Source organism: Metallosphaera javensis (ex Hofmann et al. 2022) (assembly GCF_022064045.1).
Taxonomy (GTDB): domain Archaea; phylum Thermoproteota; class Thermoprotei_A; order Sulfolobales; family Sulfolobaceae; genus Metallosphaera; species Metallosphaera javensis.
On the sequence record NZ_JAKNCW010000010.1, the window covers coordinates 20046 to 45814 of the forward strand.

The following is a 25769-nucleotide window of genomic DNA, read 5'->3' on the forward strand; positions in this document are numbered from 1 at the left end:
TACTCAATTCTAATATGGAGATTTTAAAAAATACTCGAAATTATATTAAATGTTTTTATTTAAAGAATTCATATTAAAGGTAACTTTTTAAAATGTGGAAACCATTCTACCAAATAGTGTTGTGATTTGACTGACCTATTTGAAAGGTTCAGAAACAATCTAAACAAGTACAAGAAGATGGGCTTGAATCCTTTATCCTTGGCCACAGGATGTGCGGTTAAGGTTGATCTAATTGATACCGTATATCCTGCACTGGAGAAACTGAAGGATAGGTTAAGGGAGAACAACATTGAGGTGATGCCAAGGGAGGATACTGACATCTTTGTGAGCAGGGAGTCAGAGGTAATAAAAAGGGTAATAAATGGGGGAGAGTTCGACGCCGATAGAGCGGTTAGTCTTATCCAGGTTAACCAGGAGACTGCTGGTAACCCTGAGAAGTTTGCCAATTTCCTCCTCAAGATCTACACGGGTGTGAAGACCAAGAGGAAGCTTGTGGTGGGCAAGGGCCATTCCATTGTGACCACTAACCCCAAGGCTGAGGTTGGGGTTCTGGATCTCATCAAGTTGGACGGAGCTACCTTGAGATCATACACCTTGGCCAATAATGACACCATACAGATAGTGGATCCACTTGACGATCCAGGATCACAGATGCAGGTAGATGTGGGAGTATCTAACTCCTTGAATGATCTCTTCACTAAGGGGGCATTCCAGGACCTTCGCATGATACCTGTGGCAGATGCTCCAGATCCGGAACTGAAGGAGACCTTGATGAGGAACTTCGAATCGTTCAGCAGGAGGTACAACGTGGAATTATTGCAGGACATTCAGCCTGAGACCGGTACCCTGATGATAGGAGCGACCGTTGTGGGTAGATCTGACCACGAGTTGCCGGTGTTTTACCATAAGGTGGACGAGAACATGGAGATCCTTGTTACCAGACCTGTGGGTGAGTTGACCCCCATCAACGTTCACATGTGGTTGCTCACTGTTCCAGAACTTCTCGAAACCCTGGAGGAGAGGGGAATTACCCTGCAGAGAGTGGAGGAGGCGAAGAAGAGGGCTCTAGACTATATGACTAGGCCCAACTTTGATACCGCTAAGGTAATATATGAACACCTTCCCGAGTTTGGAAAGGATTTCGATCCTCAGGCCCACATTGCCATGACCACTGACGTCACGGGACCGGGAATTTTCGTAATAAAGGAGTTCGCAGATAAGGCGTCTGTTGATGTGGAGCTCTACGATGTACCGGTCATTGACAGGGAGATAAACGAGTTTGCCACCGAGAACTTCATCATACCCAACTCCACAGCAGGGACCAATGGGGCGATTGTCATGTTTGCGTCTAGGAAAGTGATAGACGATGTTGCTCAGTCCCTTAGCAAGAGAGGACTAGAACCCAGGGTTATAGGAAGGGTGCTCAGGAAGGGGAATGGTACAGTTTACGTGAAGAGGGAAGTGTGCAAGCTTATACATAGGGAAAATATTCTGAAGTACTTTAAGGTGAAAGATCCTCAGGCCTGACCGGGAGTCTGGTCAGTTTTTTACCTGTGGCATTCTCCAGAGCCCTCAACAATGCCGGGGGAGTCCCTATGGTCGCTCCTTCGCCTATTCCCTTGGCGGGCAGTGGAGCGTCGGATTTCCCTGTCTCGGAGTATTCCCACCTTATGTTAAAGCCTTCCACAGCAGTGGGGATAGCGTAATCCGAGAAATTACCTGAGAGTAAAGATCCGTTCTCGTCGTACACTATCTCCTCCAGAACCGTCTCTCCAAATCCCTGAATTACTCCTCCATGTACCTGGCCCTCGGCCAGCATTGGATTGACGACCTTTCCTATGTCGTCTATAGCGTAGTACTCAAGGACCCTTGGCCTTCCGTCCACGACCTCAACCATGACCACATGACTGCCGTAAGGATAGGTGTAATTGTTAAGTCCAAAATAGGCTGTCGCCTCCAATCCCGGTTCCTCCCTGTACTTCCAGACCCCTCCAAGGCTGGACATGGATTTTGATGCTATCTCCTTCAAGGTCATGAACTTCCCGGTCTTCACATTGGTAACTTTGCCCTGTTCATATCTGAGTTCCTCCACGTCACTCTTCATGAACTGAGCTGCCAGCCTCACCGCCTTCTCCTTCACCTTTCTGGAGGCCATTATAGCAGCGTTTCCTGCAAGGGTTAAGCTCCTGCTCCCATAGGTACCGTAAGCCTCGCCTATCATGGAAGTATCTCCCCACCTCACGTCTATGTCCCCCATCTCAACGCCAAGCTCATCTGCAACTATCTGTGCAATCCCTGTTGCAGTACCCTGACCGTGAGGTGCCGCTCCTATGATTACAATTATTTTCCCATCTCCCCTTACTCTGACAGAGGCACTCTCCCATGGGCCGAAGTTGTTCTGTTCCAGGTAGAAATCAAATCCAACTCCCACCCTTCTCCCCGCTTTCTGAAGTTCCTTCGCTCTTGCCTCCATATCCCTGTAAACTCTTTCTGCTCTCTCCAGTAGTTGCATGTAGTTCCCCGAGTCATACTGAAGGCCGAACGGGTTCCTATAGGGAAGCTCCCTCAGGAGGTTCCTCTTCCTGAACTCAACAGGATCCATTCCAATCTCATCGGCCAGCGAATCCATAATCCTCTCTATAACGAATGAGGCCTCTGGCCTGCCAGCGCCCCTATATTGATCCAGAGGTGTCTTGTTGGTTCTAACGCCGTAGACGTTAACTACCACGTCCCTCACAGCGTAGGGCCCCGGAAGCATGGTGGCAGCTATGTCCGCTAGGTAGGTCCCATGACTGGCCGCTCCCAGATCGATGTAGAGGTCATCCACTATCCCGGTCAGCGTTCCGTCCCTTCTGGCCCCAGCCTTAACCTTGTGTATTTGCCCTCTCGCATGATACGTCGATCTCATATCCTCACTTCTTGTGGATATCCACTTGACGGATCTCTTGGTTCTAAGTGAGGCGTAAACGGTTATGTAATCCTCAGGGTAAGGAAATAGTTTGGAGCCAAATGCGCCTCCCACATCGGGCTGAATAACCCTTATGTCCTGTATGTCCCTGCCAAAGGCCTCTAATAAATACCTTCTCATGAAGTGGGGCGATTGTGTAGGGGCGTACACGGTAAGCAGATTCGGTGTATATGTGACAAGTAAGCCCCTGGTCTCCATGGCAGCCGGATACACTCTTGAGATGTCCAGCTGAAGTTCCACGACCCTGTCAGACTTTTCCAGTGCCTGCTGGGGATTACCGGAGGAATAGATCCTGTTGTAAACTAGGTTTTTCTCGCCCTCCACCGCTGACATCTTTTCCTTCGCTGCCTCCAGCGGATCGGTCACGGCGGGCAGTTGCTCGTATTCCACCTGAACTCTCTCTAATGCGTCATATGCCGTGTATCTGTCAGTAGCGACAACGCAGGCAAGCGGATGGCCTTCATAAAGGATCTCTGTGGAGGCCATGGGGAAGTTTCTGGGCCTGTTCTCCACTCTCACGTTAAGGCCGGAGAAGGCGTCAACAACCCCTGGTACTTTGAGCGCGTCCGAAACGTCAACTTTGGTCAGCCTGGCATGCGCGACGTCACTCCTCAGAATGGCGAGAAACAGTGTGCCGGGCAGATCCAGGTCATCTATGTACTGACCCTTTCCGGTGATTAGCCTTTGATCCTCAATTCTCCTTACTCTGGATCCCACGAGAGTCATGGGTAAGTCATGAGCTGAAATCATATTTAACCTTAGGTGGTTTTGATTTTTTGTAGGGAAAAGATTACATTACGAAACGAGTTACGTATGTGTTTTATGGTTCCCGGAGAGATCTCATTGATAGCTCAGGATTTGGTCCCTTGGGGAAATTCTCTTCCTTCCCCTAAAACCCTCCTCCACGTAATGCCAGTACATTATATCCTCCTCGTCAGCCTTCCAGCAGAGATAGGCAGGTCTATCATTTATCACGGCCGGAAAATCCACCAGTCCCATGTCCACGTCCCTCACTATAATTCCCTTATCCGTGATCTCCTTCAGGATCGACTCAACCTTAATGGAGTAAAGCCTTATGTACTCCTTCTTGCCGTTGATCAGGGCATCCTGTGCGTTAATCTCGGCAGTCTTCAGCATCTTCAGCTTCTCCTTCACCCACGGAAGCAGTTCCCTGGCGGTCTTGAGGTCGAAGTAGGAGTAACTCATACATTTACATGGTAGCACGAAATTAAAAGAATGTAGAAAACCTTCCTTGCTGATAACCTCATCGCACGGGATATGGGATCAGTCTGCCTTTATCTTCATCCCCTCTGCCCTTGTAAGGCTCATCATTCATATGATTATACATCCTTCCAGTTGTGCAGAGAAGATAAAAGGTTAGAGATGCGATCAAATTCGAATTGAAGAAGCTCGCAAGGGAATTATCATCTCTATATCAGGGAGGGAAGGCACTCCTTGTCGTTCCGGGTTACCACCAGGGGTTCTTGGGATATCTGGAACAGGAGATTGACTCCTCAAGGATAATCTCCAGTTATTCCTCAGGAATCAGGGTGGGCATCACCACATACCCCTTTACATCGGACCTGCGTAAAATGGAGAACCTGATCATAGTGTCCAACTTTGCCACCCCAAGCCTTGTCAGGTGGGCAGATCTGGTAATTGTAAGAAAGTCAGAGGAGTTAATGAGGGAGAAGTATCTCAGTCCTTTCAGGTTTCTCAGCTATGCAATTGATTGTCCAGCGTATAAGGTGTGCAGGGCAAGGGTTGATTTCCTCCTATCCCTTGGGGACATCACGGTTGTTCCAGCAAACCTTGAGGAGGCTAAGGTTCTAGCCCCTAAGGTCAATGTTGTGACGGACATCTTTCAGGTGAAACCCACAAGAAGGCTGGTGATAGCTAGAAGGATGGGGGAACTTGAGTACCTGCAGATAAGGAGCACAATCCTTCATGGGGGAGAGTTAATTGACCTGGGAGGAAACTGGAACCTGGAGAGCTGGACCCAAGTGGCGTTGGGAGAGCTGGGTTACTTCAATCTTAAACTCACGGAGGTTTTGAACGGATCAGGTCTCGACGATAGGAACCTTCAGCCCAAACAGGTAGCTGAAAGGATTGTGACGCCCAGGGATGTGGGAGTAAGGGTTGAGATGGTCAATGGGAATTTTCTCCTCAACGGTAATACAGTGGGAGAGTACTGGGTTAGGGGAGGGAAACTTCACGTTAAACTGAACTGTGGGTCCTTCAGGGAACTGATTGGTGATTTACCCTCCTTAGCTGATTTCATTTCTCCAATGTCCACGGGAAGATGTTCCTTATTCTTCTCCTGCATGAGGCTGGTGAAGGATCAGGAAAGGTGCAGGGAAATGTCCATGGAGGCATATCTACTGGCTAGAAATTATGTGAAAGCCATATCGAGGATCAATTTCTCTCAGGTGATTAGAACTGCGTTAAGGAAAGTTACCGTGAAGTCCTTGATGGAGGGAATAACACTAGACCTCAGGGTAATGGATCAGCGCATTGAGGTTGAGGTTAAGGGAGAGGCTGATAAGCTCCACGTGAAGTGCCTCTCATGCGAGAAGTTCAAGGAAACATCAATCAGGGTGAGGTCAATTAAGGATAACTACACCAAGTTAGAAAAAGTGTTGAAGGATCTTCTACTGAAGGAGATGATAACCTTCAGGCACGGGATTCAGCAAAGGGCTAGGGGCGGGTAAATTATCAGCTATTTTGTCAAAGCCTGATTTCCTCTCCTCCAAAGGTGTTGAATCGTGAGACAAAAACCACACTTCCCCTAAACCTGTCAAACCACCTCCTAACCTCCTCGACTGTTTCCGGGGAGAGGTGGGCCTCAGGGTCCTCAACAATCAGAACCGAGCCCTCAGGGGCCATGTCCAGGGATAATCTCAGGCTGAGCAGGCTAAGCAACTCTGGATCCACATTGTAGAGCGGTTCACCGTCAAGGAAAAGGCCTTCCTTCTCGTCTGTGGATAGGGTTCTTCCCCTCACTGAGGTAGTGTAGCCCTGCGGTAGGACTATGGAATTAATGAATTCGGAGACCATCCCCAACGTCTTGGGTATCCCCGATGCGCTCTCGGTCTGGAGAACCAGAAACCTGTGAAAACCAGCCAGGAAACCGTCCTTAGAGCCGGGCACGAAGAAGGGCCTGGGCCTCTCTAGATCGGAGAAGTAAAAGGAGTCAACCTCGACCATCCCCCTGAGCCCCTGGGATACGTTTTCAGGTTTCTGTACCAGTTCCACATTGACCTTCATCTGCCCCCTGCTCACCTTTCCTGATACAAGGAACTTACCTAGGTTCAGCTTGAACTCGCCCTCCAGCCTTATCTTCCCAGGTTCCAGATGAGATGACATTATTGAAGCGAACTTGGTCTCAAAGTTCCTCTTCCATCCTGAGATGGGGTCAGACTCGACAACACCGTATAACCTGGGCATCTGATGCAGAGTCTTCAGGACAAAGTAGAGAAGCCTACCTGCCATGTACATGCCTTCTCCAGTTAGAACTATCCTCCTCTCAAGAGGTATCTCTCTTCCGTTTATCGTTACTTGGATCTTCACGGTCACCCATTTGGAAAGTTGATTTTAACTTTTGTTAATGAAGAACGTCAGGTGAAACAACCCCTCATCACGAATCAGGTAAGGTTGGGTTCCTCATCCATGACGGGTATTCCTCTTACATTAAATTGTTTTTCTGCAAGTTTCACCCCACCCTCCCCCTATTTTCAGGTTACCATGTGACGTGCACAGAACTCTGTTGCTATTAATTCCATTGCTCCTAGCTCAGTCCACGCATGCTGTGACAGTACACGTTTACATTTATGGAGGTCAAGCTGACGCCCTTCTTTACGTTAACGGTAGCTTAATTTACGTCAATGGTAATCAGACCGTTAACGTTCCCAATTCCACCCTTCAGGTTTACGTGGAGTCCCCTCTACAATACAGGGTTTTCGTAAACGGAGTCGAGAGCGATAATCTTTCCCTCAACCCATGGACAAGCGATACGATCAACATCACGGTGAGGCCAATCCTTTACCAGCTTAACGTGACTGTAAAGGGTCCTGGGACCTTGAGCCTGAGGTTCCCCAACTCAACTCAGGTTAAGGTAAACGAATCGGCCTCCCTGCAGGTTCAGGAGGGAACGTTGATTACCATAGTGGCTATTCCCAAACCTGGTTATTCCGTGGGAAACTGGAGTAACGGGTTTGTGGGGAATGAGGTTTGGTACCTGGTGTATAATGACACCAACATCACCGTATACTTTGTGAAGTCTCCACAGACCTCCAGGACAGTTCCCGCAGTGAGTTACTCGGGGCTAGGTCTTCTTGCTGTCCTTGGTGGGGTCTACTGGTTTACCAGAAGGAGATAGTTCAGAGCTGAAGACTCTCCTCACCCATCCGGAGCCCGAATTGTCAACATCATCACATTTTTCCTAAACCCTGTTTAAAAGCTCAGAGTTTCATTTAGCGTATGAACAGGCTTAAGGATAGTAGTAGTGCCTTTCTGAGGGAATCTGCAGAACAGGAAATAGACTGGTATCCATGGTCAGATGAGGCCTTCCAGAGGGCCAAGCAGGACGACAAACCCATCCTCGTGGATGTTGGTGCGGTCTGGTGTCACTGGTGTCATGTAATGGACAGGGAGACATACTCCAGGCGTGATATAGCTGAGCTAGTGAACAGGCACTTTGTGGCCATCAAGGTTGACAGGGACGAGATGCCGGAACTGGACAGGAAGTTGCAGAGGGCGGTATCCAGCATTACCGGAGAGTCTGGCTGGCCCCTCACCGTATTTATGACTCCAGAAGGGGAGGTATTCTTCGGTGGGACCTTTTTCCCTCCGGAGGACTCTTACGGCAGGGTAGGGATGAAGAGACTTCTCCTTGAGATCGTGAGGCTCTGGATCCAGGATAGGGAGAGACTCAAGAGGTCAGCCCTCTCCCTGGCTGATTACGCGCCTTCAACTTCCTCTCCCCTTGACCTTGAGATAGTGGACACCGCATTCTCGTCCATAGTGTCAACCTTTGACATAGAGCAGGGTGGCCTTTCAGGAACCATGAAGTTTCCCCATCCCCTGGTGGACCAATTCCTCACCGCTTACTCCTTCTGGACCGGGGATCACGTGGGAATTAAGCTCTCCATCTTCACCCTGAAGAAGATGTTCCAGGGCGGGATTTTCGACCAGCTGGGAGGTGGCTTTCACAGGTATGCTGTGGACAGGGAGTGGAACGTTCCCCATTTCGAGAAATTGCTCATAGACAACGCGGAACTCCTGGAGGACTATTTCGTGAACTACCTGGCAAGTGGTGATCCTCAACTTCGTGACGCCGTAGAGATGACCTCACAGTTTGTCCTTAGGGATATGTGGGTTGGAGAGGGTTTTGCCTCATCCCTGGACGCTGATGTTGATGGAAAGGAGGGCGGATTCTACACCTGGGACTGGGACGAACTTCTCTCTAACTCCGGTGAGTGGAGATCCCTCATTGAGAGAACCTTCACCCTGGTGGGGGAGGGAGCCCTCGAGGGAGGTGTTCTCAGGGTAAGGGATGACCTTGGGGAGATAGCTAAGACACTCAACATGGATGTGAAGACCTTCCTGGAAAACCTGCGTAAGGCTAGGGAGAGACTCAGGGCTTACAGGGATTCCACAAGGAGGAAGCCCTTCAGGGACGATAATCTTTACACCTATCCCAACTGCAGAATGGCCGACTCACTCCTTCGCTCATCAGTCCTTACCGGGAAGGGGAGGGAGGAGGGTGTTAGGGTTGCATCCAAGCTCTCCAGAAGGGTAACGAGGAGGCTTCAGGGAGGAGGTGAGGGACTCCTCGAGGATTACTCCTCTGCTCTTCTCCTTGCCTTGAGAGCGTATGAGGTATCAGGCGATCTCAGGTTCAAGGATCTGGCTCTAGAGTTAGGAAAGGAGGTCTTGGACTTTATGACACCCAACGGTTTCGTGGAGAAGAGGGGCTCCTCCGAGGTCCCCAATATGGACACTCCCAATGAGTCGCCCAACTCCCTAGCACTGAGAGGGTTACTCTCCCTTTCCCTTCTGGACGATCAAATCAAGGTTCCTGAAAACGTGATCTCCTCCATCTTGGGCGATTACATGCAGGGTCCTCCTTTCTATGCTGGCTCCATTCTCAGCGCTGGTGCCCTGCTCAAGGGAATGGCTCACATAGTCGTGGTGGACGCTGACGAGAAGGCCAGCTCACTTCACAGAGAGTCACTCCTCCTCTATCACCCCTTCAAGGTTGTGGAACTGGTAAAGGAGGAAAACAGGGACATGGTAGTTCCCCTGATCAGGTCCATGATAAATCAGGGACAGGGAAGCAGGGTCTTCGTCTGCGTGGGTAACACCTGCAGTATTCCTGTAAGGGAACCGGAGAAGATTAAATTGCTACTTAAATCCAAGCTTCCGCAATAGTATACCATGAAATTCTCGGGTAAGACCTTTCTTCTCCTTGGGGTAAGTAAGGGACTTGGTTACGCTATGGCTTACTTCCTAGCTAGGGAAGGAGCTACTGTGATAGTGTCATCTAGGAGCGCTGAGAAGTTAAGAGAAATGGAGGCTACTCTCAGGAAGTACGGGAACGTGATAGCCATTCCTGGAGAGGTCAAGTCCAGGGAATCCGTGGAGGAGCTCAAGTCTAGAGTGATGAAGGTCACCAGGACTCTGAACGGCCTTGCAGTTATGATTGGAGGTTATGAAGAGGACACTGTTGAGGATCTGAAAGGGCTTGATACAATGATAAACAATCACCTCAGGTACCCCCTCCTCGCGGTTTCGGTGTTTCTAGAAATGATGAGTAAGGGGAGCACCATCCTGCTGGTCTCAGCCCTCAGGGGTATAGATAGGCCAGCCTCAACCCAGCTTTCCTACGCCTCGGCAAAGGCGGGACTTGCCAAGGCGGTCGAGGTGCTTGCGCTTGAACTGTTGGACAGGGGAATCAGAGTAGTGGGAATAGCACCCAGCTGGATAGACGGCGAATTCCAGCCAGAGAGAGATTGGAAAAGTTTGAGGAAACTCGGGGATGAGAAGGCTCCACCAGAGGACTTTGCACTTGTGGCGACCTGGCTCATGAGCGAGGACGCGGAATGGGTTAACGGCGTGGTAATACCAGTGGATGGAGGCACCAGACTCAAGTGGGGATAGATTCGCATGGGTGAGTGGATTAGGGAAACCAGTTTCAGGCTGGTGGCCACCCAGGGAAATCTGATCCTCCAATGTAACTGCAGGGGGAAGATCCTAGAGGTCCAGAAGGTTGAGAGTAAGTTCAATATAAAGTACTTCGCCAACGAGAGAAGAATAAGTTACGAGAACGGCAAGTTATTCGATTTTCACGGTCTGACCGTTTTAAAGGGAGAGCAGGCCTCTTCACAGATGATTGAAACCTTAAGTTCCATGGTCTCCGAGGTAGAGGAAGACCTCTCAGCCGTCTCCAGGGAGGCGGGGATACCTGTAACCGTTGCCCTAACCTCCATTCAAGACGTTGGAAAGCTCTACCTAGATGAGAGGAGATACCTGGATTTCTCCACCACGTACCTGGAATATGATCTGGGCCGTGAATACCTTAAGGATAGACCTGGGTTTGCCAGCGAAAGGAGATTCAGGCTAACTCTGCACCTTCAGGGCCAAGGTCTGAAAACGGTGCACTGGCTTGAGAGTGGTCGAGGGGAGATATATGCCAGCCCCGACATCACGAATTGGGGATCTGATATTCAGGAGTTTCGCAGGATTATGGGGGGATTCAGACCAACGTCTCAGGCTTTCCAGGAGATAAGGGAATACATGAGCGCGTTCGTATCCCCATAATCCCCAAACCTGTAGGCGAATTTTTACCCTATGGCGTTTTCTACCACAAGTGCCACAGTTCCTGTTAATATTACCCGCCCTGGCAGATCTCATCCTTCTGTTGCAGATCTGGAAAGAGAACTCCATCTTTAAGTTAAATGGTAGGTTCTGTGCCCCAACCTCCATCATTGTTCCAATTAGGGGGCTTGATCCTGGACTGGAAAGGAATGTGGAGTCGCTCAAGAACCAGGATTTCCCCTGTCTCTTCGAGATTATTTGCGTGGTGGACCCAGATCAACCATGGCTAGCAGAACGTCTGAAACAGCTTGGAGTTAAGGTCGTTATCACCAGTGCCTCCTGTTCATGCAGTGGAAAGATAAGGGCACAGCTATCAGGGCTCAGGGAGTCCACCAATGAGGTGGTTGTTTTCGCTGATTCGGACACCCTGTATCCCAGAAACTGGTTACGGGAAATGGTGGGGAATCTGGATCGCTATACAGCGGTAACCACGTTCTCATGGCCTGCTCCACTCAGGATAACGTGGAGGAACCTCATTAGGGCTGGCTTCTGGACCCTTGGCTTTGAATCCCAGGCCTCGGGAGGAACCTTTCTGTGGGGCGGGTCCATGGCCTTCAGGAGGAACTTCTTTGACGGCGAAGTGATCAGGGAATTATCCCGGGAGTGGTGCGACGACTGCACCCTCACCAGGATAGTTAAGAACAGGGGAGGGAGGATAGCCTTTGATGGTCTGGCCATCCCCCTAAATGTCTACGACGAGAGGGATCTCTGGAGGTGGTCCACGAGACAAGTGGTAACCATTGTTAAATACTCAAGCAGAGGAGCCAAAGCTTTCTTGGTCATTGGAGCTTTCATGTTACTCTATCTGGTCCTCTTCCTGCTCACCCTTAACCCATTCTATCTCTCCCCCCATCTTCTCTGGATCCTGAAGAACTTCTCTAGAAGTAGACATCTGGGGAAATATTCATATATCCCATCTATCATGTCAATTCTAGGTGTATACTTCGGGTGGATTAAGCTAATCCTCGATTACAGGAAGAGGGAGGTCCTGTGGAGGGACAGGACCTATGTTCTTTAACAGAGTTTTACAAAACATAGTATAATCTAAGACCGAGAATTTTTTATACTTTCTTAGATTTAGAAGGCAAGTTATGAAATTAGCATGTGAGCTAGGATCTCAGGTTGTTGTTCCAGCAATAAGGTCCATAGTTGCTCAGGAGATGCTATCCATGGGAGTTCCCTACTCCAGGATTGCTGAGATCCTGGGAATCTCCACAACCACAATCTCAAAGTATAGGGCTAGAAATAACGATAGGCTCGTGGAAATGATAAGGAAGGACCCAGACTTGATGGATGATATGAAAACTCTCTCTAGGCTGGCCAGGGATGGAAGTGCATCCTATCATCATATTTGTGAGATGTGCCACCTGATCAGGAAGAGGTTTTTTATGTCCGCGGGCAGATGTCCCATGGATGATGAAGTTCTACCCCGTGAAGGATAAGATGACATGAGGACTAAAACTGATAAAATCCGGCTTTGCACTAACAAGTTTGAGTGATGAGGTCGAGCACTGCATGAATCGTGATGAGCGGACCACCACTGATGTGAGGCTTGAGCTTCACCTTAATCCCTTCTCGTTTCACGAGACGACTTCCAGGTATAGGGTAGAGGAGGAGGATAACTGGATAAAGTTAATAGGGAAAGAAGGAGAATACTTGGCCCGGGAGTTTGAAACCTACGCTGTTCTGCTCTATCCCATTTCATGGATTCCCAGGGAGCTAATCCTGTCCCTGAACACCAGGCTAACCTCAGTGGACAAGTTAAGGGACGTGTTGATGAAGCCCATGGACTGGAAGGACTTCGTTACTTTCAGGATTAGGGAGGGCCAGATCATTTCCTCCGATCTAAAGCTTGAGAACTTTCTTGGGAGAGACCTAGTTAATAACGTTCTGGAGTCCGTGGGTCTTGAGTTCGTGGAACTTGAGGATAGCGTGGAGTTGGCCTGCAAACTTGAGAGTTTCAGTTGGTCAAGCCTGAACTTGGCGTTCTGGAAGATCTCAATGGGCCTTAGCCTGTATTTTGAGCTTAAGCGGTCTCACGAGGATATCTCACTGAGGCTTGCCCAGGAATACTTAGGCAGGTTCCATTCTCCTTCCTAAGGGTATAATCACGTTAATACTCACGTTCTAAAATGAAGAAATAAAATAATGAAGTAATCTTTTTTAACTCGTTTTTACCTTAACTAATTTTAGAGTGTATTAAAATGGTCGCAATAAACCCCTCGGATATTGCCATTATAATTATAGTGGCACTAGTGCTGTTTGTGGGGAGCAGTAAGATTCCCGAGCTATTTAGGTCGATGGGTAGAGCACTTGGCGAATTCAAGAAGGGGAGAATGGAGGCCGAGATGGAGATAAATCAGATGCAGTCTCAGGCTCAGCCTACTGTACAGCAGAATCAACAGAAAACTTCCCCTGAGGACCTAGAAAGACAGATAAGAGACCTTCAGAACCAGCTGGATCAGCTAAAGAAGCAGCAAGGTACAAAGTAACCTTTTTTGTTTAATAGAGCAGGGAGGGCCCAGGAATGATAGGTAGCCTTAGCGATCTTTTGATAATGGTAATAGTGGCCATACTCCTTCTGGGAGGTGAGAAGGACCTGTCTGGCACCGTCAAAAACCTGGGCCGAACCCTTTCAGAGCTGAGGAAAAGGCAGAACGATTTTAAGAATGAGCTCATGAGAGAGCTCTCCGAATCAGGGGACATTACACAGGAGGCCAAGAGGAGCTTATCCTTTAACACTGACGTTCCAGCAGTGAGGCCGGTTTCTAGGGTTACACAAGCTCCTGAAGATCCTAGGATAAAGCAACTGGAGGACCAAATCAGAAAATTGCAGGCTGAGCTAGAGAGGTTGAAGAAGGGTGACGGAAAAAACTAATGAGCTTCCCAAGTCTCAGGAGAGACCACTCCTTGAACATCTTAATGAGCTCATTGTTAGGGCTAGAAGAGCCCTGATCTCTCTCGTGATAGCCTTCGTGATTTTCTTCTTTTTCGGGATCACTGAGGTATCCTTTGACGGATTTAATTTCCCAATTCTCTATCCAAACCTTTTCAACAGCATCTCCTCCCACTTCATCGAACTATTCATTCACACTGAACTCCCTCCTCAGATGAAACTCCTGAACCTGAATCCCTTCGATACCCTGTTCTCAGCAGCCTATGTTTCCTTCTTTCTCTCCCTCTTCATTGCACTTCCCATCATCATACATGAAATATGGGGTTTCGTCTCTCCAGGCCTCTATGAACACGAGAAAAGAATGGCCAAAATGGTAGTGTTTCCCGCATTCGTATTGTTTGCTGCTGGATCCAGTTTTGCATATTTTGTAATAATTCCAGTCATGATGAAGTTCGTACTGATCTATACAACGACCTTGGGAGTGGAACCCACCCTAAGTCTCAGGGCTTTCATCAATACAGTTATGTCGCTCATGTTAACTGTTGGAGTTGCGTTTGAGTACCCGCTAGTAATGAGCATGCTTACTTTAGCCGGTGTGGTAAAAGCTCAGAGCTGGAGAAAGAACTGGAGATACGGCGTCCTTGGAGCCTTTATTATAGCATGGTTCATTTCGCCGGGAACAACTGGGGGCGTGATTGAGACTACAATTGGTGTAACACTCTCAACACTTTACTTCGTGGGAGTGGTTGCCTCTTACTTTGCCGAGAAGAAGAGGAAATCCTGGAGTATATAACTGTATACTAACCTAGTAAAGTTGAATCTCAAATTTTTCTTCTGTATATTTTTGAAGTCACATAGTTTAAATGTTATTTCCAACGAGTATTATTCATGGAGTTATGGTTGGAGATTTCCCTAATAATCGCGTTCTTGACCTTAGATCTGATTCTCTTAGGTGATGGAATAAGGGAGAACCTAGTCTCCAGTAGGGACTCCAGAAAAACCTGAGGAAAAAATCTATATCTAAACGTGAGAAAGTGTCATAGATGTCTAAGAAGAGGAGGGATGAAGACAGTAAGGGACGAATTCTATTACCTGTTAGTAAGCGCCATGAGAGCGAATTAAGGGAACTGATGAGGGTCTTAACCGAGAGGGGTTTTTTCCCTAGGAACGGTGACTGGAAATCCTTCATAGATGAGGCACTTGAGTCCCTCGTGACGCAGATAAAATCCGCTCCCGACTTCACCTTCAAGGAGAGAACTGACATGTTCAAGGACTTCTACAGCTCTAGGATCATGGGTCTAGTCCCTTTACCTCTGAGCACCCTTCAAAATATTGTGGAGAGGAACCCTGAGGTGGCAAATGAACTTCTCTCCGTTTATTTCTCTCTTTTTAAACACTCATTCATGGTTAATGGCATCAGTTCGGTGAGGGACTACTTGGACTCCTTGAGACGTTTTTTCATCACCATTACTCCCCTAGCTACCCAGAACCTCATTATTAAGGAGGATGGATCGTGCGGTTCCTTCACAGTTTTCTCATCAGTCTTGGGTAAACAGATGGTGGAGAAGGTGTACTTACCCCTGTTGAGACAAATACTAAATGAGAGCATGGTCCAGGTAAGGAATCTGAAAGGTGATAATATCACCATAGAGGCTCAGTTTTGTCTTCCAGTGAAAGAGTAGGGACGATCAAAGTAATATTTTCTCTATAAATCATGAGAAGTCAAGCTGAAAGAATGGTTTAAATTTTAGATTTCATATAGTATACTCGTAGAATTCTATGGACGAAATTGACAAGAAAATTATGTATTACCTTTTCAGGGACGGAAGAGTAAGTCAAAGAAGCCTAGCTGAGGAGCTTAAGGTGACTCCCCCAACGCTCAACTACAGGTTCAAGAAGCTGGAGGAGGACGGAGTGCTCAAGGGCTTTACCCTGTTCATAAATCCCTCGTTCCTATCTAGGTACTACGGATTTGTAGCGTTCATAAATCAAAGGGACTTCGACTCCGATTGGATTTTCCTCAAGTTCAAGTGCGTTGAATGGTTGAACGTCTATGGAGTGATGGGGAAGAGCCTGAGGGATTTGGACGAAAAGATTGAGACCATGAGTAAGACGCTGGGAGAGACCAGGCTCAAGTACATACCTGAACAGAGCCCGGAGGAGCTGAAATCCATGGACGCCTCAATACTTTCAGCCCTTTCCAAGAGCCCCAGGGCTACAGAGAGCGAGATTGCACAGGAGTTGGGTATTCCCTCCAAGACTGTTTCCAAGAGGTTGAAAATAATGTCAAAGAGGGGCGTATTCTCGGTTTTTCCAGTTCTGGATATTCCCAAATCCGGTCTAATAATGTTCTCAATGTTCTCCAGAAGCCTCAGGAAAATTACGGGGGTTCTTGAGCCATGCACGATTTTCAGGATCACAGACGGAAAGGCTGGGATAAACGTGTGCCTAGTGGAAAACATGTTACAGACAAGGAACTACGTAAACGGCGCACGGTTACAGGACCCGGACAGTGACGTAATGATTATATACGAATATTATATCAACTCTTCGCTATTACGAATTTTAGATCAGTGATCCATTTTAACTTAATTGAGAGCTAAATAGATTGTTTCGGGGTACAGATGTTTAGGTTATATTTACAAAAGATATTTAGTGTTCCAAGTTAAGTAGTACATATGAATTGGACAGAGGCAAGTGAGTTAAAGAATCTCTCCGAGAGGGTTCAGAAGTCCATATACATGGTCAGTGTAGTGGCGCTAAGGCTTCACGGAGAGGACAGGAAAGATATGCTTGCCATAAGGAAGATGTTGAGAGAATTGAAAGCTAAGTTAGGTAAAGTGAGGAGCTTTCAGGATAGGATGGAGATATCAGAGATCTTCGGAGCGGTACTTCTAGGGTTGAACATTCTGTACTCCCAGATACCCGAGGAAAGCGTGAGGAACGATATTCTGAGGATCCAGGAGTTTCTAGGTGAATGATGAAAGTGGATAAGGATCTTCTGGCATTGCTAGGTGAGGCTGGAGCCACCGGTCTCGCCAAGGGCATATATGAAGTGAGAAGGGAGGATAGGTTTAGGCATGCTTATGAAGATGAGTTATCTCACTGGAAGTTCTTCATGTTAAGAAAAAGGTCTCGTTTAGAGTTACCCGTGTATTATGCACTCCTCTTGTTTGGAATCTTGATAGGCACTCTTGGTATGAGCGTGACGAGAAGCGTCATTAACTACCTAGAAAGAGGGGCAATTGATTTTTACGTCAAGAATTATCCGAACGACGAAAGAATCATGGAAATAGTGGAAGAGGAGAGGAAACACTTCCTCTAGGGTCTTACCATGATAGTCAGGCAACTGGACGGGGAAAAGGTTGAGGTTGAAGGTATGGTGCCAGCTAGGTGTTCAATCCGTGGGTTTAGGGCAAGGATAGTTATTTCAGGTAACAGGGTTATAGCGGGTCAATGTGAGTGCGGATCCTTTCCCTGCTCTCACACTGCTAAACTCTATCTCATGTTCATGGCTAGAAAGAGATCTAGATAGTTCCTGTCTTTCTGGGTAGAGTATGTGGGCAGTTTGAGACTCGTAAACGTTCTCGTAATAAACGGGGAAATTAGATTTTAATTCATTTTCATAGTGTACTATTGCAGGTTCTTGGCATACATGCGAGGGCTGATTTCCGTCAGCTAGACAGATCTCTGCAGTGAGCAGGTTTGCGGTGGAGAAAATCTGGTATGAAATCAAGTTTTCACCATGTAGCTGGTTGAGTACATAGGTCCAGTTCTTCATCTGAATAAGTCCGGGATTATTTGTTGTCCCCACCTCATAATATAAACCTGCTACGTCTATAAATGGTATACTGCCGTTACCCAGTTGTTGCCACAACTGATAAATATTTGAGGGAACTGCCTGAAGTGGCTGATGATTTCTGTCCTGAAATTCATAAGCTAGAACAGAAATATATTGACTCGTGTAACTTAGATTTTCAAGAGTGAATGTAGGAACGTCTGGGTATACGTCTGTGGAGCTAGATTCCATGTACTTAAGCCCTGAAACGTTACCAAACCTGTCTAGGGCAATTATGAGAGACCACATCTCTGCACCGCAGTATGGGCACCACTCCGCTCCTACAAATATAACTACGGGTTTACCTTGATAGGTTAGTTCACCGCTTCCCTGTTTTACGGAGTACACGAATGAGCTATTGAATTGAGTGAATCCGCTCTGGTTACGCGCCAACTCATATAGTTCAAGGTTAACAGGAGCAGAAACGTATGTCCCAATCTGGTGGCTTGAGGATTGGACTTGTCTTAAATTAATTATACCTATGACGGCAATCGCTATCACAGCTATGAGAATAAATACAAGAAATTTCTTGTTCATACTTTCACCTAAAAGGAAAAGCAGAGAAAAAATAAGAATAGCTTAGGATGGGTATGGGTACACCATCGGATCACTGAAGTACAGGATCATGTTGCTCGGCACACTTATCACGTCCACACCGGGCTTACCCAGTGCCTCCCATATTGGGTTGTTCTGGTTAGCGTTCATCACGGCACTGTCGTATGTGCTCATGGCCTTCTGAACGTTCTGATAGGAGTTGAGGCATAGCCCTGTTGGATCGCTCTGGTTAGATGGGACTATTGCCTGGCATTGACCCGTCAATGGATTGGGGAATATGTTGGGATTGAAATCCAGAACTACCACTATGTACCACGGTATAGATGTATTGGTCGAGAACGTGACTATGTGGTCGTGAGCTGGTGTGGGTAGAACTCCCTCAGGAAGTCCGAACACTCCGTTGTTTATTCCCAAGTACTTCTCCACTACAGTGAACGCTGGTGAGTATATGTAGGTCATGTGGTCCGCACAGGCAGACTCAGTAGCCGCAGCTCCGCATTGAGTTAGGATGGTATAACTCTGATTATTATATGTGAAAACTGGGAATCCCTGTGGATTTGCTCCCAACTTCTGAACACCGAAAATTGATAATCCCGCAAACGCTGGAACAACTACGTACACTGGTGCTGCTCTTGGAGGTAACTGTGATGAACTGGGAGCTGCCCCCACCTCGCATCCCATGGCAACTTGATTAGCCTGAGTCTCGTTGGGGAAGAACTGAGTCAACGCTGGAGTACATGAGAACTGTGCTGCGTAGTCGAATGTAATTACCTGTCCGTTTAAGAAGGCTCCCGATGAAGGCTCCGCAGTTGGCACTTGAACTGTCCTGTTTACATATACTGGTACAGTCTTATTCACATATACTGGCACTGTTTTGTTTACATATACTGGCTGGGTAACATTGACGTATTTTGTTACTGGAGCTTTCGTGGCGTAGAGTCCGAACCCTATGGCGGCCACTATAACCAGGATGATGGTTACGGCCGCGAAAATTACATTTGAAACTGCTTTTTTGGAGCTCATTGGAGGTAGTGAAAGACTTGACATACATAAGGATAGAGAAGAATTTTTTGAATGCAACTAGATTCCTGATCTCATTAAATTGTTAGAAGTTTTCTAACAAATCTATTATATCACTTTTACTCGATCCTCTAAATTTGACGAATAATGTTATCTTCATTTATTTTCAGTTTTAATACCATGATAGATATTTACTACATTGATCTAGTTATCTCTATTGTTTTGCTAGCCATTAATGTGGCCAGACTAAAGGAATCATGGATCCGTGGTCTATTCCCTCTTCTCTTTACTCTGACCCCTCTTCTTCAAGGTTTCCAGATAGAGTTCTGGACCGCATTTTCATTGTGTTTAGGTTACTATTTCTTGAGGCTCTACATAAACGTAAATAAGACAGCCGACATCGACTTGGGTGTAGCTGGAGGATTTCTACTAACAGCAGTATCATGGATTCTGCACTCTTTACCACTCTGGCAACTTGTACTACCCTTCCTCTACGGAGTTTATTTTGCCATGAGTTGGAGGGTGAGGGTAAGACTCAACTCCTCTGTCTCAATTTCCTTGATTCTACTCCTAGAGGGCTTCTCGTCCATTTTCCTTGCTTCGTTAACGTTGATGGGGACAAGTAATCTGGCCAGTGTATTCGTGGGTCCATGGACTGGAATTAACGTGTTATGGAACGCCCTTCTTGGTTTCGAGGCCGTTGCCTCCAGTTCCTATTTCATGATCCTGATGGGCCTGTGGCTTGGGGTTCCCCTAATCTGGAGGATATTTAGGACAAAAGGGAAAGGAAACAGGGTAAGGCTCATCCTTATGTTTCTCTCTTACTGGGTATACAGTATTTATCTACCTTCTTTTTCCCCCTTTCAGTCAATTTTCCCCAGTATACCCTATTCTTGGTTCAATGGCTTCGGGACCTTTGGTCCAGTGTCTCCATCTCTTCTCACCGGGATAATTGGGACATATGCTGTAACAGCTTTCCTATCCTACTTCTTCGGTGGAAGGCAGATCTGTTCAGTAACGTGCACCGCCCCTTACATGTTGCAGGGTTTTCATGATGGTCTTAAAACCTTCAATAGGACCTCACGTCTAGGTAGGAAAACACTTACCTCTAGGCTCTCTCCAGTGTTCAAGGTCACCTCTACGCTGGTATGGGTGAATATAATGGCCTTTGTCATCCTCTCCTATCTCAATCAGCTTCACCTTACAAGTTTCTACCTTCTGGATAACGATCCCACAGTTTTCCTTACGTCTTTATATTTCAATTTCATATGGTATATACAATTCCTCTTGGCCCCCCTCATGGGAGACTACGCCTGCGTGACTCAAGGTCTATGCGGTTGGGGTACCTTTAACCAGTTCTTTGGCTATCTGGGCCCCTTCAAGTTGAAGGTGAAAGACCCGTCAACGTGTCTAAACTGCAGAACTGTGGATTGCGCCAAAGCATGCCCCGTAGGTCTCACGGACATGAGAGCCTCCTTTCTAAAAAGAGGAGAGTTCAAGGCCTTCAAATGTATTGGCGCTGGGGAGTGCATAGAGGAGTGCCCCCACGACAACATCTTCATTGAAGATGGGAGAGTTTACTTGAGGAAAATCGCAAGCTGGTGGAGTAGATGAGAGGGGGTAAAGGGGGAATTGGTATAGGGCTTTCTGTGCTGGGTCTAATCGACTCTTCATATCTTCTTTACATCACGGAAAGTGAGAAGCCTCCTCCATTCTGCGACGTTTCCTCCTACATTAACTGCGGAAGGGTTGAGTTCAGCCCCTTCTCCCATTTCTTTGGAGTACCAGACGCCTTGCTGGGAGCTCTCTTTTTCTTGATGGGAATCATCCTCTGGCTAACGTCCAGATCTACATTGAAATATTGGTGGGTGCTAGGGACTATCTTTACTGTTTATCTTATATCTACCGAGGCACTTCTGAACTCAATTTGTCTGTACTGTACTCTAGCTCAGGCTTGCTGTGTGTTTCAGGGTATTTTACTGTGGAGGAATGACTGAGTCTTCGTGAAGAGTAGTTGACAGGACCCTGGTGTATTTCATTTGACCCGAACGCCAATGGACTAGTATAGACACTAGAGGCCCTATTCATTGCGACCAGATCTTAAAGTATCCGACACGGCACGACTTTTCACTTTAAATACGCTGGGATTAATTTCCTTCATTTTAATTAAAACGAAGTTCTTCTCTTTTAAATAGATAACGAATAAAAAGAGGAAAATTCATCGAGACTTAATGAATAGAGTACTCGTAGCCATAGCCTTAGTTTCCGTATTTTTAGTTGGTTCCTTCCTAGGAGCTCCTATGATACAGTTCTTTTCCTCGGTGATAACACCAATACCTCAACCAATCATTAGGACTTACGATATGTATAATACCACATATTTCCCCTACGAGGTAAAGGTAGTGTACTATCCTGGTAACGCGACGAGCCAGAATCTAGATCTGCCCAGTTACTGGGGAGTGACAAACGGTGGACAGTCCCACAACGCTGCCTTTACCACCACATGCACCGAGTTAATTCAGGGCGTAGTCTGGCAACAGGATTTCGCCCATATGGCTGGTGCTGCCCTAATCCCCATGACGGCCCCGCAGAGTATGTTGCCCGGTGCCAATGTCATGGGAACTAGGTCTGCATTGGTCATGCTCACGCAGATGGTGGGAGAGCCACTGGGCGTTACGCTGGCTGACAATCTGCTATTCGTGGAGGAGGACAGTGGACCGGGAAGTATCTTCGCAGTAAATCCCTTAAACGGACAGGTCGTGTGGTACGCCACTGGACTGGCCAGTTACGCAATGAATAATCCCATAGTCTACAACGGGATAGTTTACGTCACTGTGGGTGACGTTGGTTTCAATTTTGCCAACTTTGTCCATTACGAGAAGGGTCAGTTCTCATCCATTCACAGGGGGATGGCCTACGGGGCTATCTATGCGTTCAATGCTACCGACGGTGAATTGTTGTGGATGAGGTTCACCATGGGCGAGGCCATGCCAGCTCCCGCAGTCTATAATGGAGTGCTAGCCTACGCTGATGGAGGTGGAGAATTCATAGGGGTTAACGCGACCACGGGACAGGTCCTTTGGCAGGATATGATGCCGGGTTTATTTGATAGTATGAGCAGTGTGAACTATTACGTTCTACCCAATGGCACGCCTATTTTCATCGCAGGTTTCACCAGCTTGACTGAACCTTACGGATTACTGGTTGCCGTCAACGGGATGACAGGGAAGGAGGTGTGGAATGCCTCACTACCTTCTCCCAATAAACCCTTCAATACGGGAATGGGTGACGTGCCTCCTGCGGTAGATCAGCAGGCAGGAATTGTGGTACAATCTACCGTGGCCAACGCAGAACCTAACGGGACCGTGGACACCATGGTTCTTGCCGTTAACGCTACTAATGGACACGTGTTGTGGGTAACGAACCTAGGGAGGGGATATACCCCACCAGCATTCAAGGGAGCGATCCCCATGATTTACAATAATACCGTTTACGTGGGCGCACCGTCACTGGGCAAGGAATTCGCACTGAATCTCATGAACGGTCAGATACTGTGGCAAACTAGATTGAATGGAATAGGACTTCCACCAAAAGCGCCTGGAGGACCTAGGGGAGGAGCTACCTATTACGACAACCTACTCTGGGTAGCAGGAGGTCCTTACGTCTACGTGTTAAATCCACACAACGGTGAACTACTACAACAGTACTATGTGGGCGGAAGATTCGGTATAGTTAACCCAGTGATAGTAGGAAGTACCATGTATCTGACGAACAGCTATGGATGGGTAGTGGCGATCCCTCTCTACCAGGTTTACCCAGACTATGTGCTTTACGCTTAGTTAGAGGTCCAAGAAAAACATTTTTTTATTATCCAGGTTCACCTTTTTTACCCTGCAGTCGTACGCTGTTTCCAGTATTTGTTCGTTTAGTTCATCCGGATGGGATTGCCATATTATCTTCCCTCTTTTCATCACAATGACCCGATCGGCCCTTTCGATCCAGTTCAGGTCATGAGTGGCAATCAGAAAGTCCTTATCAGTCCTCGATCTAGAGATCAGGGAGATAACCTTGGCCTGGTTTTTTACGTCAAGTCCAGAGGTCGGCTCATCCATTAGGACCAGTTGACCCTCAGCCAAGGCCTTAGTAATGAGCACAAGTTTCTTCTCTCCAGTACTTAGGGTGGAGAAATACCTGTCCATGAGGTGAACGATACCCAGTTCCATCATCAACTCATGATACTTATCCAAGGAGTTCCTGGTTCCCGCAAGTAACACATCCTTTACCGGTATCTCAGGTGACGAGAATTCCGCAGGCACATAGCCCTTGGATATTTCATCTCCATTGAGAGCTCTGACAACAGACCTCAGGAGAGTGGTCTTACCAGCGCCGTTCTGGCCCAGTAATAGATTTACCCCTCTTGAGAGCTCGAGGTCAAAGCTGGAAAGCAGTCTTTTCCCTATCCTAACCTCAATTCCCTGTATTAGCAATTCCCTTCACCAACACGTAGATCATTACGGGAGATGCAAGGATTGAGGTGATGGCAGTGAGTGGTATCTTGAAACCCAGTGCACCGTTGGATATTATCTCGCTGGACATCATGATCGTGCTTCCCAGCATCATGGAGTAAGGGATCAGCTGTGATGCACCTCCAGGCACTAGCCTTCTCACAAGGTGTGGAACTATTATTCCCACAAATCCAATTATTCCCGCGAAGGATACAATGAACCCCGTGACCAGGCTAATCAGGAGTATCCAGGCCGTTCTGAACCTGTTGGGGTCAACATCCTTGGAGAGGGTAAGTTCATCGCTAATTGATGCCAGATCAATCATTCTGGACGTGTAAATTCCCAGGACTCCCAGAACTACCACCAGTAGGGATAGGATAGCTACGTTAGTCCATCCAACTACCTCTATCTCACCCAATAACCAGAAATTCAGGGGAGGTACCTGTGGAAACCTTTCCTGCAGGTATGTCAGGAGGATTGATATCAATGATGAGAACACGTAAGAGACTACCACCCCTCCTATGACCACTCCATATACGCCCGTTTTCCTCCCGATAAGCAGGGTGATCGATGTGGAGAGCATGGAGAAGAGAAATGCAACAAGGGGAGACACGTAGGCAATCCAGGCGAAGGGCAGATTAAAAGCCAGTAGATAATACGTAAGAACCGCACCAAATGCCCCTCCCGAAGCTGTGCCACTAATGTAGGGATCCATGAGCGGATTCCTGAGAAGTAATTGCATCACTGCACCCGAAAGGGCCAGAGCTGATCCAACCAGGGCCGAGGCAAGTACTGTGGGTAAGCGAATCTGAACTAGAATGTAACTGTAGGCTCCAGAAGGATGAAGGAGTAGAGAGGGCGGTATATATACCTCTCCGTAAACTAAAGCAAGAAAGAAGATAACCGCGCTTGACCCCAGGAGTCCCAGACCCTTCCACACCCTAGAACACCGGGAGCGTTACGTTGAGCTCCCTCATCACGTAGGAGGAGTTAACGTAACTGGGCGAGTTCCCATGTATGATCTCCCTCATCATCCCAACTCCGTAAACTGCAAGAGGTCCTGGTTCGTTTAGAAGGTCTGTGGGTAGGTTCTGGGAAAGAATGTATATCCTATGATCCTGATAGGCCCTCGTTGAAGCTATCCCAGGTATGTGGTTTATCATGTAGGTCGTGTAACTTAGGTTATATATTTCCTGAACCACAATTACCTGGGGATTGGCCAAGGTCAGGGATGAGGGCCCAAGTAGGGGATATCCGCTCTGATTGGCGAATACATTCACTCCTCCTGCCTCCTCTATCACGTTATTGATGAAAACGTTCCCTCCCGCAGTATAGAATTCGTAGTTGGGACAGATCCAGATGAGGTAAGCAACACTGGTGTTTCCGTGAGAGGTATACCTCTGAAGGGTTGAGTTCATCCACGAGACCAGTTCCTCACCCTGGGTTCTGGTTTCAAGCGAGCTGGAGAGGTTAATGATGGAGTTCTCTATCTGCGTGAAGTTCTGGGCGTAATCGTCGTTGGTGAGGATCACGTTCAGACCCGCTTCCCTTAACTGGTTCAAGTTACTTCCTATGAGTCCCTCTTCATCCACCACGAGGGATGGATGCAGTAGAACTAACCCGCTCACGTTAATTGACTCTCCCTCCTCCAGTACAGTGACGTTGCTCGGCAGGTAACGTGTTGCGTTTACCAGTTCGAGAAGGGAATAGGAGTAGGAGTCCACACCTACCAGCTGTTTTCCCAATCCCAGGGAAACTAGGATTTGGGTATCACTGGGAGCTAGGGACACAATCCTTTGAGGGTGAGAATTGCTCGAGTAAACAGGTCTATTCAGAAGATAAACTGAGGAAAACGCTATCAAAACCACTACCACAACAGCTATCCCGACGACGAGCCTTGAGTTCATGGGTTTGGATAGGCTATCCATATATATAAACTTGATGCGAATCCCAGGCTCAGAAGGACATTACGTCGCAGGACATCTAGGGATCTTGTGACAGTTCGTAATGTTTAAATTACTCTAAACTTTGTCACAGGTAATGAGATCGGTGAGGTGTGGCATTATTTCCAGAAGCGTAATAACAGGGATATTGCCCCTAGAAATCTTA

27 protein-coding genes are annotated in these 25769 nt (G+C 47.5%); 19 read left to right on the forward strand and 8 right to left on the reverse strand.

Annotation, left to right across the window (positions count from 1 at the left end; genetic code table 11):
* The first annotated feature begins 177 nt into the window (after positions 1–177).
* Positions 178–1527 (forward strand): SelD-related putative sulfur metabolism protein, encoded by a 1350-nt coding sequence (locus L3N51_RS07645; protein WP_238026565.1) that lies wholly within the window; start codon positions 178–180, stop codon positions 1525–1527.
* Here the strand turns inward: L3N51_RS07645 and cutA are convergent.
* Both cutA and L3N51_RS07655 read right to left on the reverse strand, forming a co-directional pair.
* Positions 1502–3694: a glyceraldehyde dehydrogenase subunit alpha gene (gene cutA / locus L3N51_RS07650; RefSeq protein ID WP_238026486.1), complete on the reverse strand. Its 2193-nt coding sequence runs from the start codon at positions 3692–3694 to the stop codon at positions 1502–1504. The two genes, L3N51_RS07645 and cutA, sit on opposite strands and share 26 nt — an antisense overlap.
* 114 nt (positions 3695–3808) lie before the next feature.
* The gene (locus L3N51_RS07655; RefSeq protein ID WP_238026487.1) at positions 3809–4174 is read right to left on the reverse strand and encodes a DUF2203 domain-containing protein; all 366 of its coding nucleotides are present in this window, start codon (positions 4172–4174) and stop codon (positions 3809–3811) included.
* A 194-nt stretch (positions 4175–4368) separates the two neighbouring features.
* Between L3N51_RS07655 and L3N51_RS07660 the strand changes: the two genes are divergently transcribed.
* A complete protein-coding gene (locus tag L3N51_RS07660) occupies positions 4369–5679 on the forward strand; it encodes a hypothetical protein (protein WP_238026488.1) in 1311 nt (436 codons plus the stop codon).
* 16 nt (positions 5680–5695) lie between these two features.
* Here L3N51_RS07660 and L3N51_RS07665 read toward each other — a convergent pair whose 3' ends face one another.
* Positions 5696–6538 (reverse strand): hypothetical protein, encoded by an 843-nt coding sequence (locus L3N51_RS07665; protein WP_238026490.1) that lies wholly within the window; start codon positions 6536–6538, stop codon positions 5696–5698.
* 181 nt (positions 6539–6719) lie between these two features.
* Between L3N51_RS07665 and L3N51_RS12680 the strand changes: the two genes are divergently transcribed.
* The 14 genes from L3N51_RS12680 to L3N51_RS07735 all read left to right on the forward strand — a co-directional run bounded on the left by L3N51_RS12680 (position 6720) and on the right by L3N51_RS07735 (position 17067).
* The gene (locus L3N51_RS12680) at positions 6720–7346 is read left to right on the forward strand and encodes an InlB B-repeat-containing protein (RefSeq protein ID WP_238026491.1); all 627 of its coding nucleotides are present in this window, start codon (positions 6720–6722) and stop codon (positions 7344–7346) included.
* 101 nt (positions 7347–7447) lie between these two features.
* Positions 7448–9400 carry a thioredoxin domain-containing protein gene (locus L3N51_RS07675; protein ID WP_238026493.1) on the forward strand — a complete coding sequence of 651 codons (1953 nt, stop codon included), beginning with the start codon at positions 7448–7450 and terminating at the stop codon, positions 9398–9400.
* 6 nt (positions 9401–9406) lie between these two features.
* Positions 9407–10129: an SDR family NAD(P)-dependent oxidoreductase gene (locus L3N51_RS07680; RefSeq protein WP_238026494.1), complete on the forward strand. Its 723-nt coding sequence runs from the start codon at positions 9407–9409 to the stop codon at positions 10127–10129.
* 6 nt (positions 10130–10135) lie between these two features.
* Positions 10136–10789 (forward strand): hypothetical protein, encoded by a 654-nt coding sequence (locus L3N51_RS07685; RefSeq protein ID WP_238026495.1) that lies wholly within the window; start codon positions 10136–10138, stop codon positions 10787–10789.
* A gap of 49 nt (positions 10790–10838) precedes the next feature.
* Positions 10839–11864 (forward strand): glycosyltransferase, encoded by a 1026-nt coding sequence (locus L3N51_RS07690; protein ID WP_238026496.1) that lies wholly within the window; start codon positions 10839–10841, stop codon positions 11862–11864.
* Between the two features lie 73 nt (positions 11865–11937).
* Entirely contained in the window at positions 11938–12288 is a 351-nt protein-coding gene (locus L3N51_RS07695; RefSeq protein WP_238026497.1) for a transcriptional regulator, read from the forward strand.
* Positions 12289–12337: 49 nt separating this feature from the next.
* Positions 12338–12946: a hypothetical protein gene (locus L3N51_RS07700; protein ID WP_238026504.1), complete on the forward strand. Its 609-nt coding sequence runs from the start codon at positions 12338–12340 to the stop codon at positions 12944–12946.
* 104 nt (positions 12947–13050) lie between these two features.
* Complete coding sequence (locus tag L3N51_RS07705) at positions 13051–13338, forward strand: twin-arginine translocase TatA/TatE family subunit (RefSeq protein ID WP_238026505.1); 288 nt, start codon at positions 13051–13053, stop codon at positions 13336–13338.
* Between the two features lie 35 nt (positions 13339–13373).
* Entirely contained in the window at positions 13374–13724 is a 351-nt protein-coding gene (locus L3N51_RS07710) for a twin-arginine translocase TatA/TatE family subunit (protein ID WP_238026506.1), read from the forward strand.
* On the forward strand, positions 13708–14535 hold the full coding sequence (tatC, locus tag L3N51_RS07715) for a twin-arginine translocase subunit TatC (protein ID WP_238026508.1): 828 nt from the start codon (positions 13708–13710) through the stop codon (positions 14533–14535). The genes L3N51_RS07710 and tatC overlap by 17 nt, the downstream gene beginning before the upstream one ends.
* 250 nt (positions 14536–14785) lie before the next feature.
* Entirely contained in the window at positions 14786–15424 is a 639-nt protein-coding gene (locus tag L3N51_RS07720) for a hypothetical protein (RefSeq protein ID WP_238026510.1), read from the forward strand.
* A gap of 97 nt (positions 15425–15521) precedes the next feature.
* The gene (locus L3N51_RS07725) at positions 15522–16319 is read left to right on the forward strand and encodes a winged helix-turn-helix transcriptional regulator (RefSeq protein WP_238026512.1); all 798 of its coding nucleotides are present in this window, start codon (positions 15522–15524) and stop codon (positions 16317–16319) included.
* Between the two features lie 101 nt (positions 16320–16420).
* A complete protein-coding gene (locus tag L3N51_RS07730) occupies positions 16421–16723 on the forward strand; it encodes a hypothetical protein (RefSeq protein ID WP_238026513.1) in 303 nt (100 codons plus the stop codon).
* Positions 16723–17067, forward strand: coding sequence for a hypothetical protein (locus L3N51_RS07735; protein ID WP_238026515.1), 345 nt, complete (start codon positions 16723–16725; stop codon positions 17065–17067). The genes L3N51_RS07730 and L3N51_RS07735 overlap by 1 nt, the downstream gene beginning before the upstream one ends.
* Before the next feature lie 105 nt (positions 17068–17172).
* Here the strand turns inward: L3N51_RS07735 and L3N51_RS07740 are convergent, their stop codons facing one another.
* Together L3N51_RS07740 and L3N51_RS07745 are read right to left on the reverse strand one after the other, a co-directional pair.
* Positions 17173–18117 (reverse strand): DUF929 family protein, encoded by a 945-nt coding sequence (locus L3N51_RS07740; protein ID WP_238026517.1) that lies wholly within the window; start codon positions 18115–18117, stop codon positions 17173–17175.
* A 42-nt stretch (positions 18118–18159) separates the two neighbouring features.
* Positions 18160–19158, reverse strand: a complete 999-nt coding sequence (locus tag L3N51_RS07745) for a hypothetical protein (RefSeq protein WP_238026518.1) — start codon at positions 19156–19158, stop codon at positions 18160–18162.
* 177 nt (positions 19159–19335) lie between these two features.
* On the opposite strand from L3N51_RS07745, the gene L3N51_RS07750 reads away from it, so the two are divergent.
* The 3 genes from L3N51_RS07750 to L3N51_RS07760 all read left to right on the forward strand — a co-directional run bounded on the left by L3N51_RS07750 (position 19336) and on the right by L3N51_RS07760 (position 22994).
* Positions 19336–20769 carry a 4Fe-4S binding protein gene (locus L3N51_RS07750; protein ID WP_238026519.1) on the forward strand — a complete coding sequence of 478 codons (1434 nt, stop codon included), beginning with the start codon at positions 19336–19338 and terminating at the stop codon, positions 20767–20769.
* The gene (locus tag L3N51_RS07755; RefSeq protein WP_238026520.1) at positions 20766–21152 is read left to right on the forward strand and encodes a vitamin K epoxide reductase family protein; all 387 of its coding nucleotides are present in this window, start codon (positions 20766–20768) and stop codon (positions 21150–21152) included. The genes L3N51_RS07750 and L3N51_RS07755 overlap by 4 nt, the downstream gene beginning before the upstream one ends.
* A gap of 234 nt (positions 21153–21386) precedes the next feature.
* The gene (locus L3N51_RS07760; protein WP_238026521.1) at positions 21387–22994 is read left to right on the forward strand and encodes a PQQ-binding-like beta-propeller repeat protein; all 1608 of its coding nucleotides are present in this window, start codon (positions 21387–21389) and stop codon (positions 22992–22994) included.
* On the opposite strand, the gene L3N51_RS07765 is transcribed toward L3N51_RS07760, so the two are convergent.
* The 3 genes from L3N51_RS07765 to L3N51_RS07775 are packed head-to-tail and all read right to left on the reverse strand — an operon-like array spanning position 22995 to position 25567.
* A complete protein-coding gene (locus L3N51_RS07765) occupies positions 22995–23642 on the reverse strand; it encodes an ABC transporter ATP-binding protein (protein ID WP_238026522.1) in 648 nt (215 codons plus the stop codon). It abuts the gene before it with no gap.
* Positions 23623–24600 carry a FecCD family ABC transporter permease gene (locus L3N51_RS07770; protein ID WP_238026523.1) on the reverse strand — a complete coding sequence of 326 codons (978 nt, stop codon included), beginning with the start codon at positions 24598–24600 and terminating at the stop codon, positions 23623–23625. The genes L3N51_RS07765 and L3N51_RS07770 overlap by 20 nt, the downstream gene beginning before the upstream one ends.
* A 1-nt stretch (position 24601) precedes the next feature.
* Positions 24602–25567, reverse strand: coding sequence for an ABC transporter substrate-binding protein (locus L3N51_RS07775; RefSeq protein ID WP_238026524.1), 966 nt, complete (start codon positions 25565–25567; stop codon positions 24602–24604).
* Between the last annotated feature and the right edge of the window lie 202 nt (positions 25568–25769).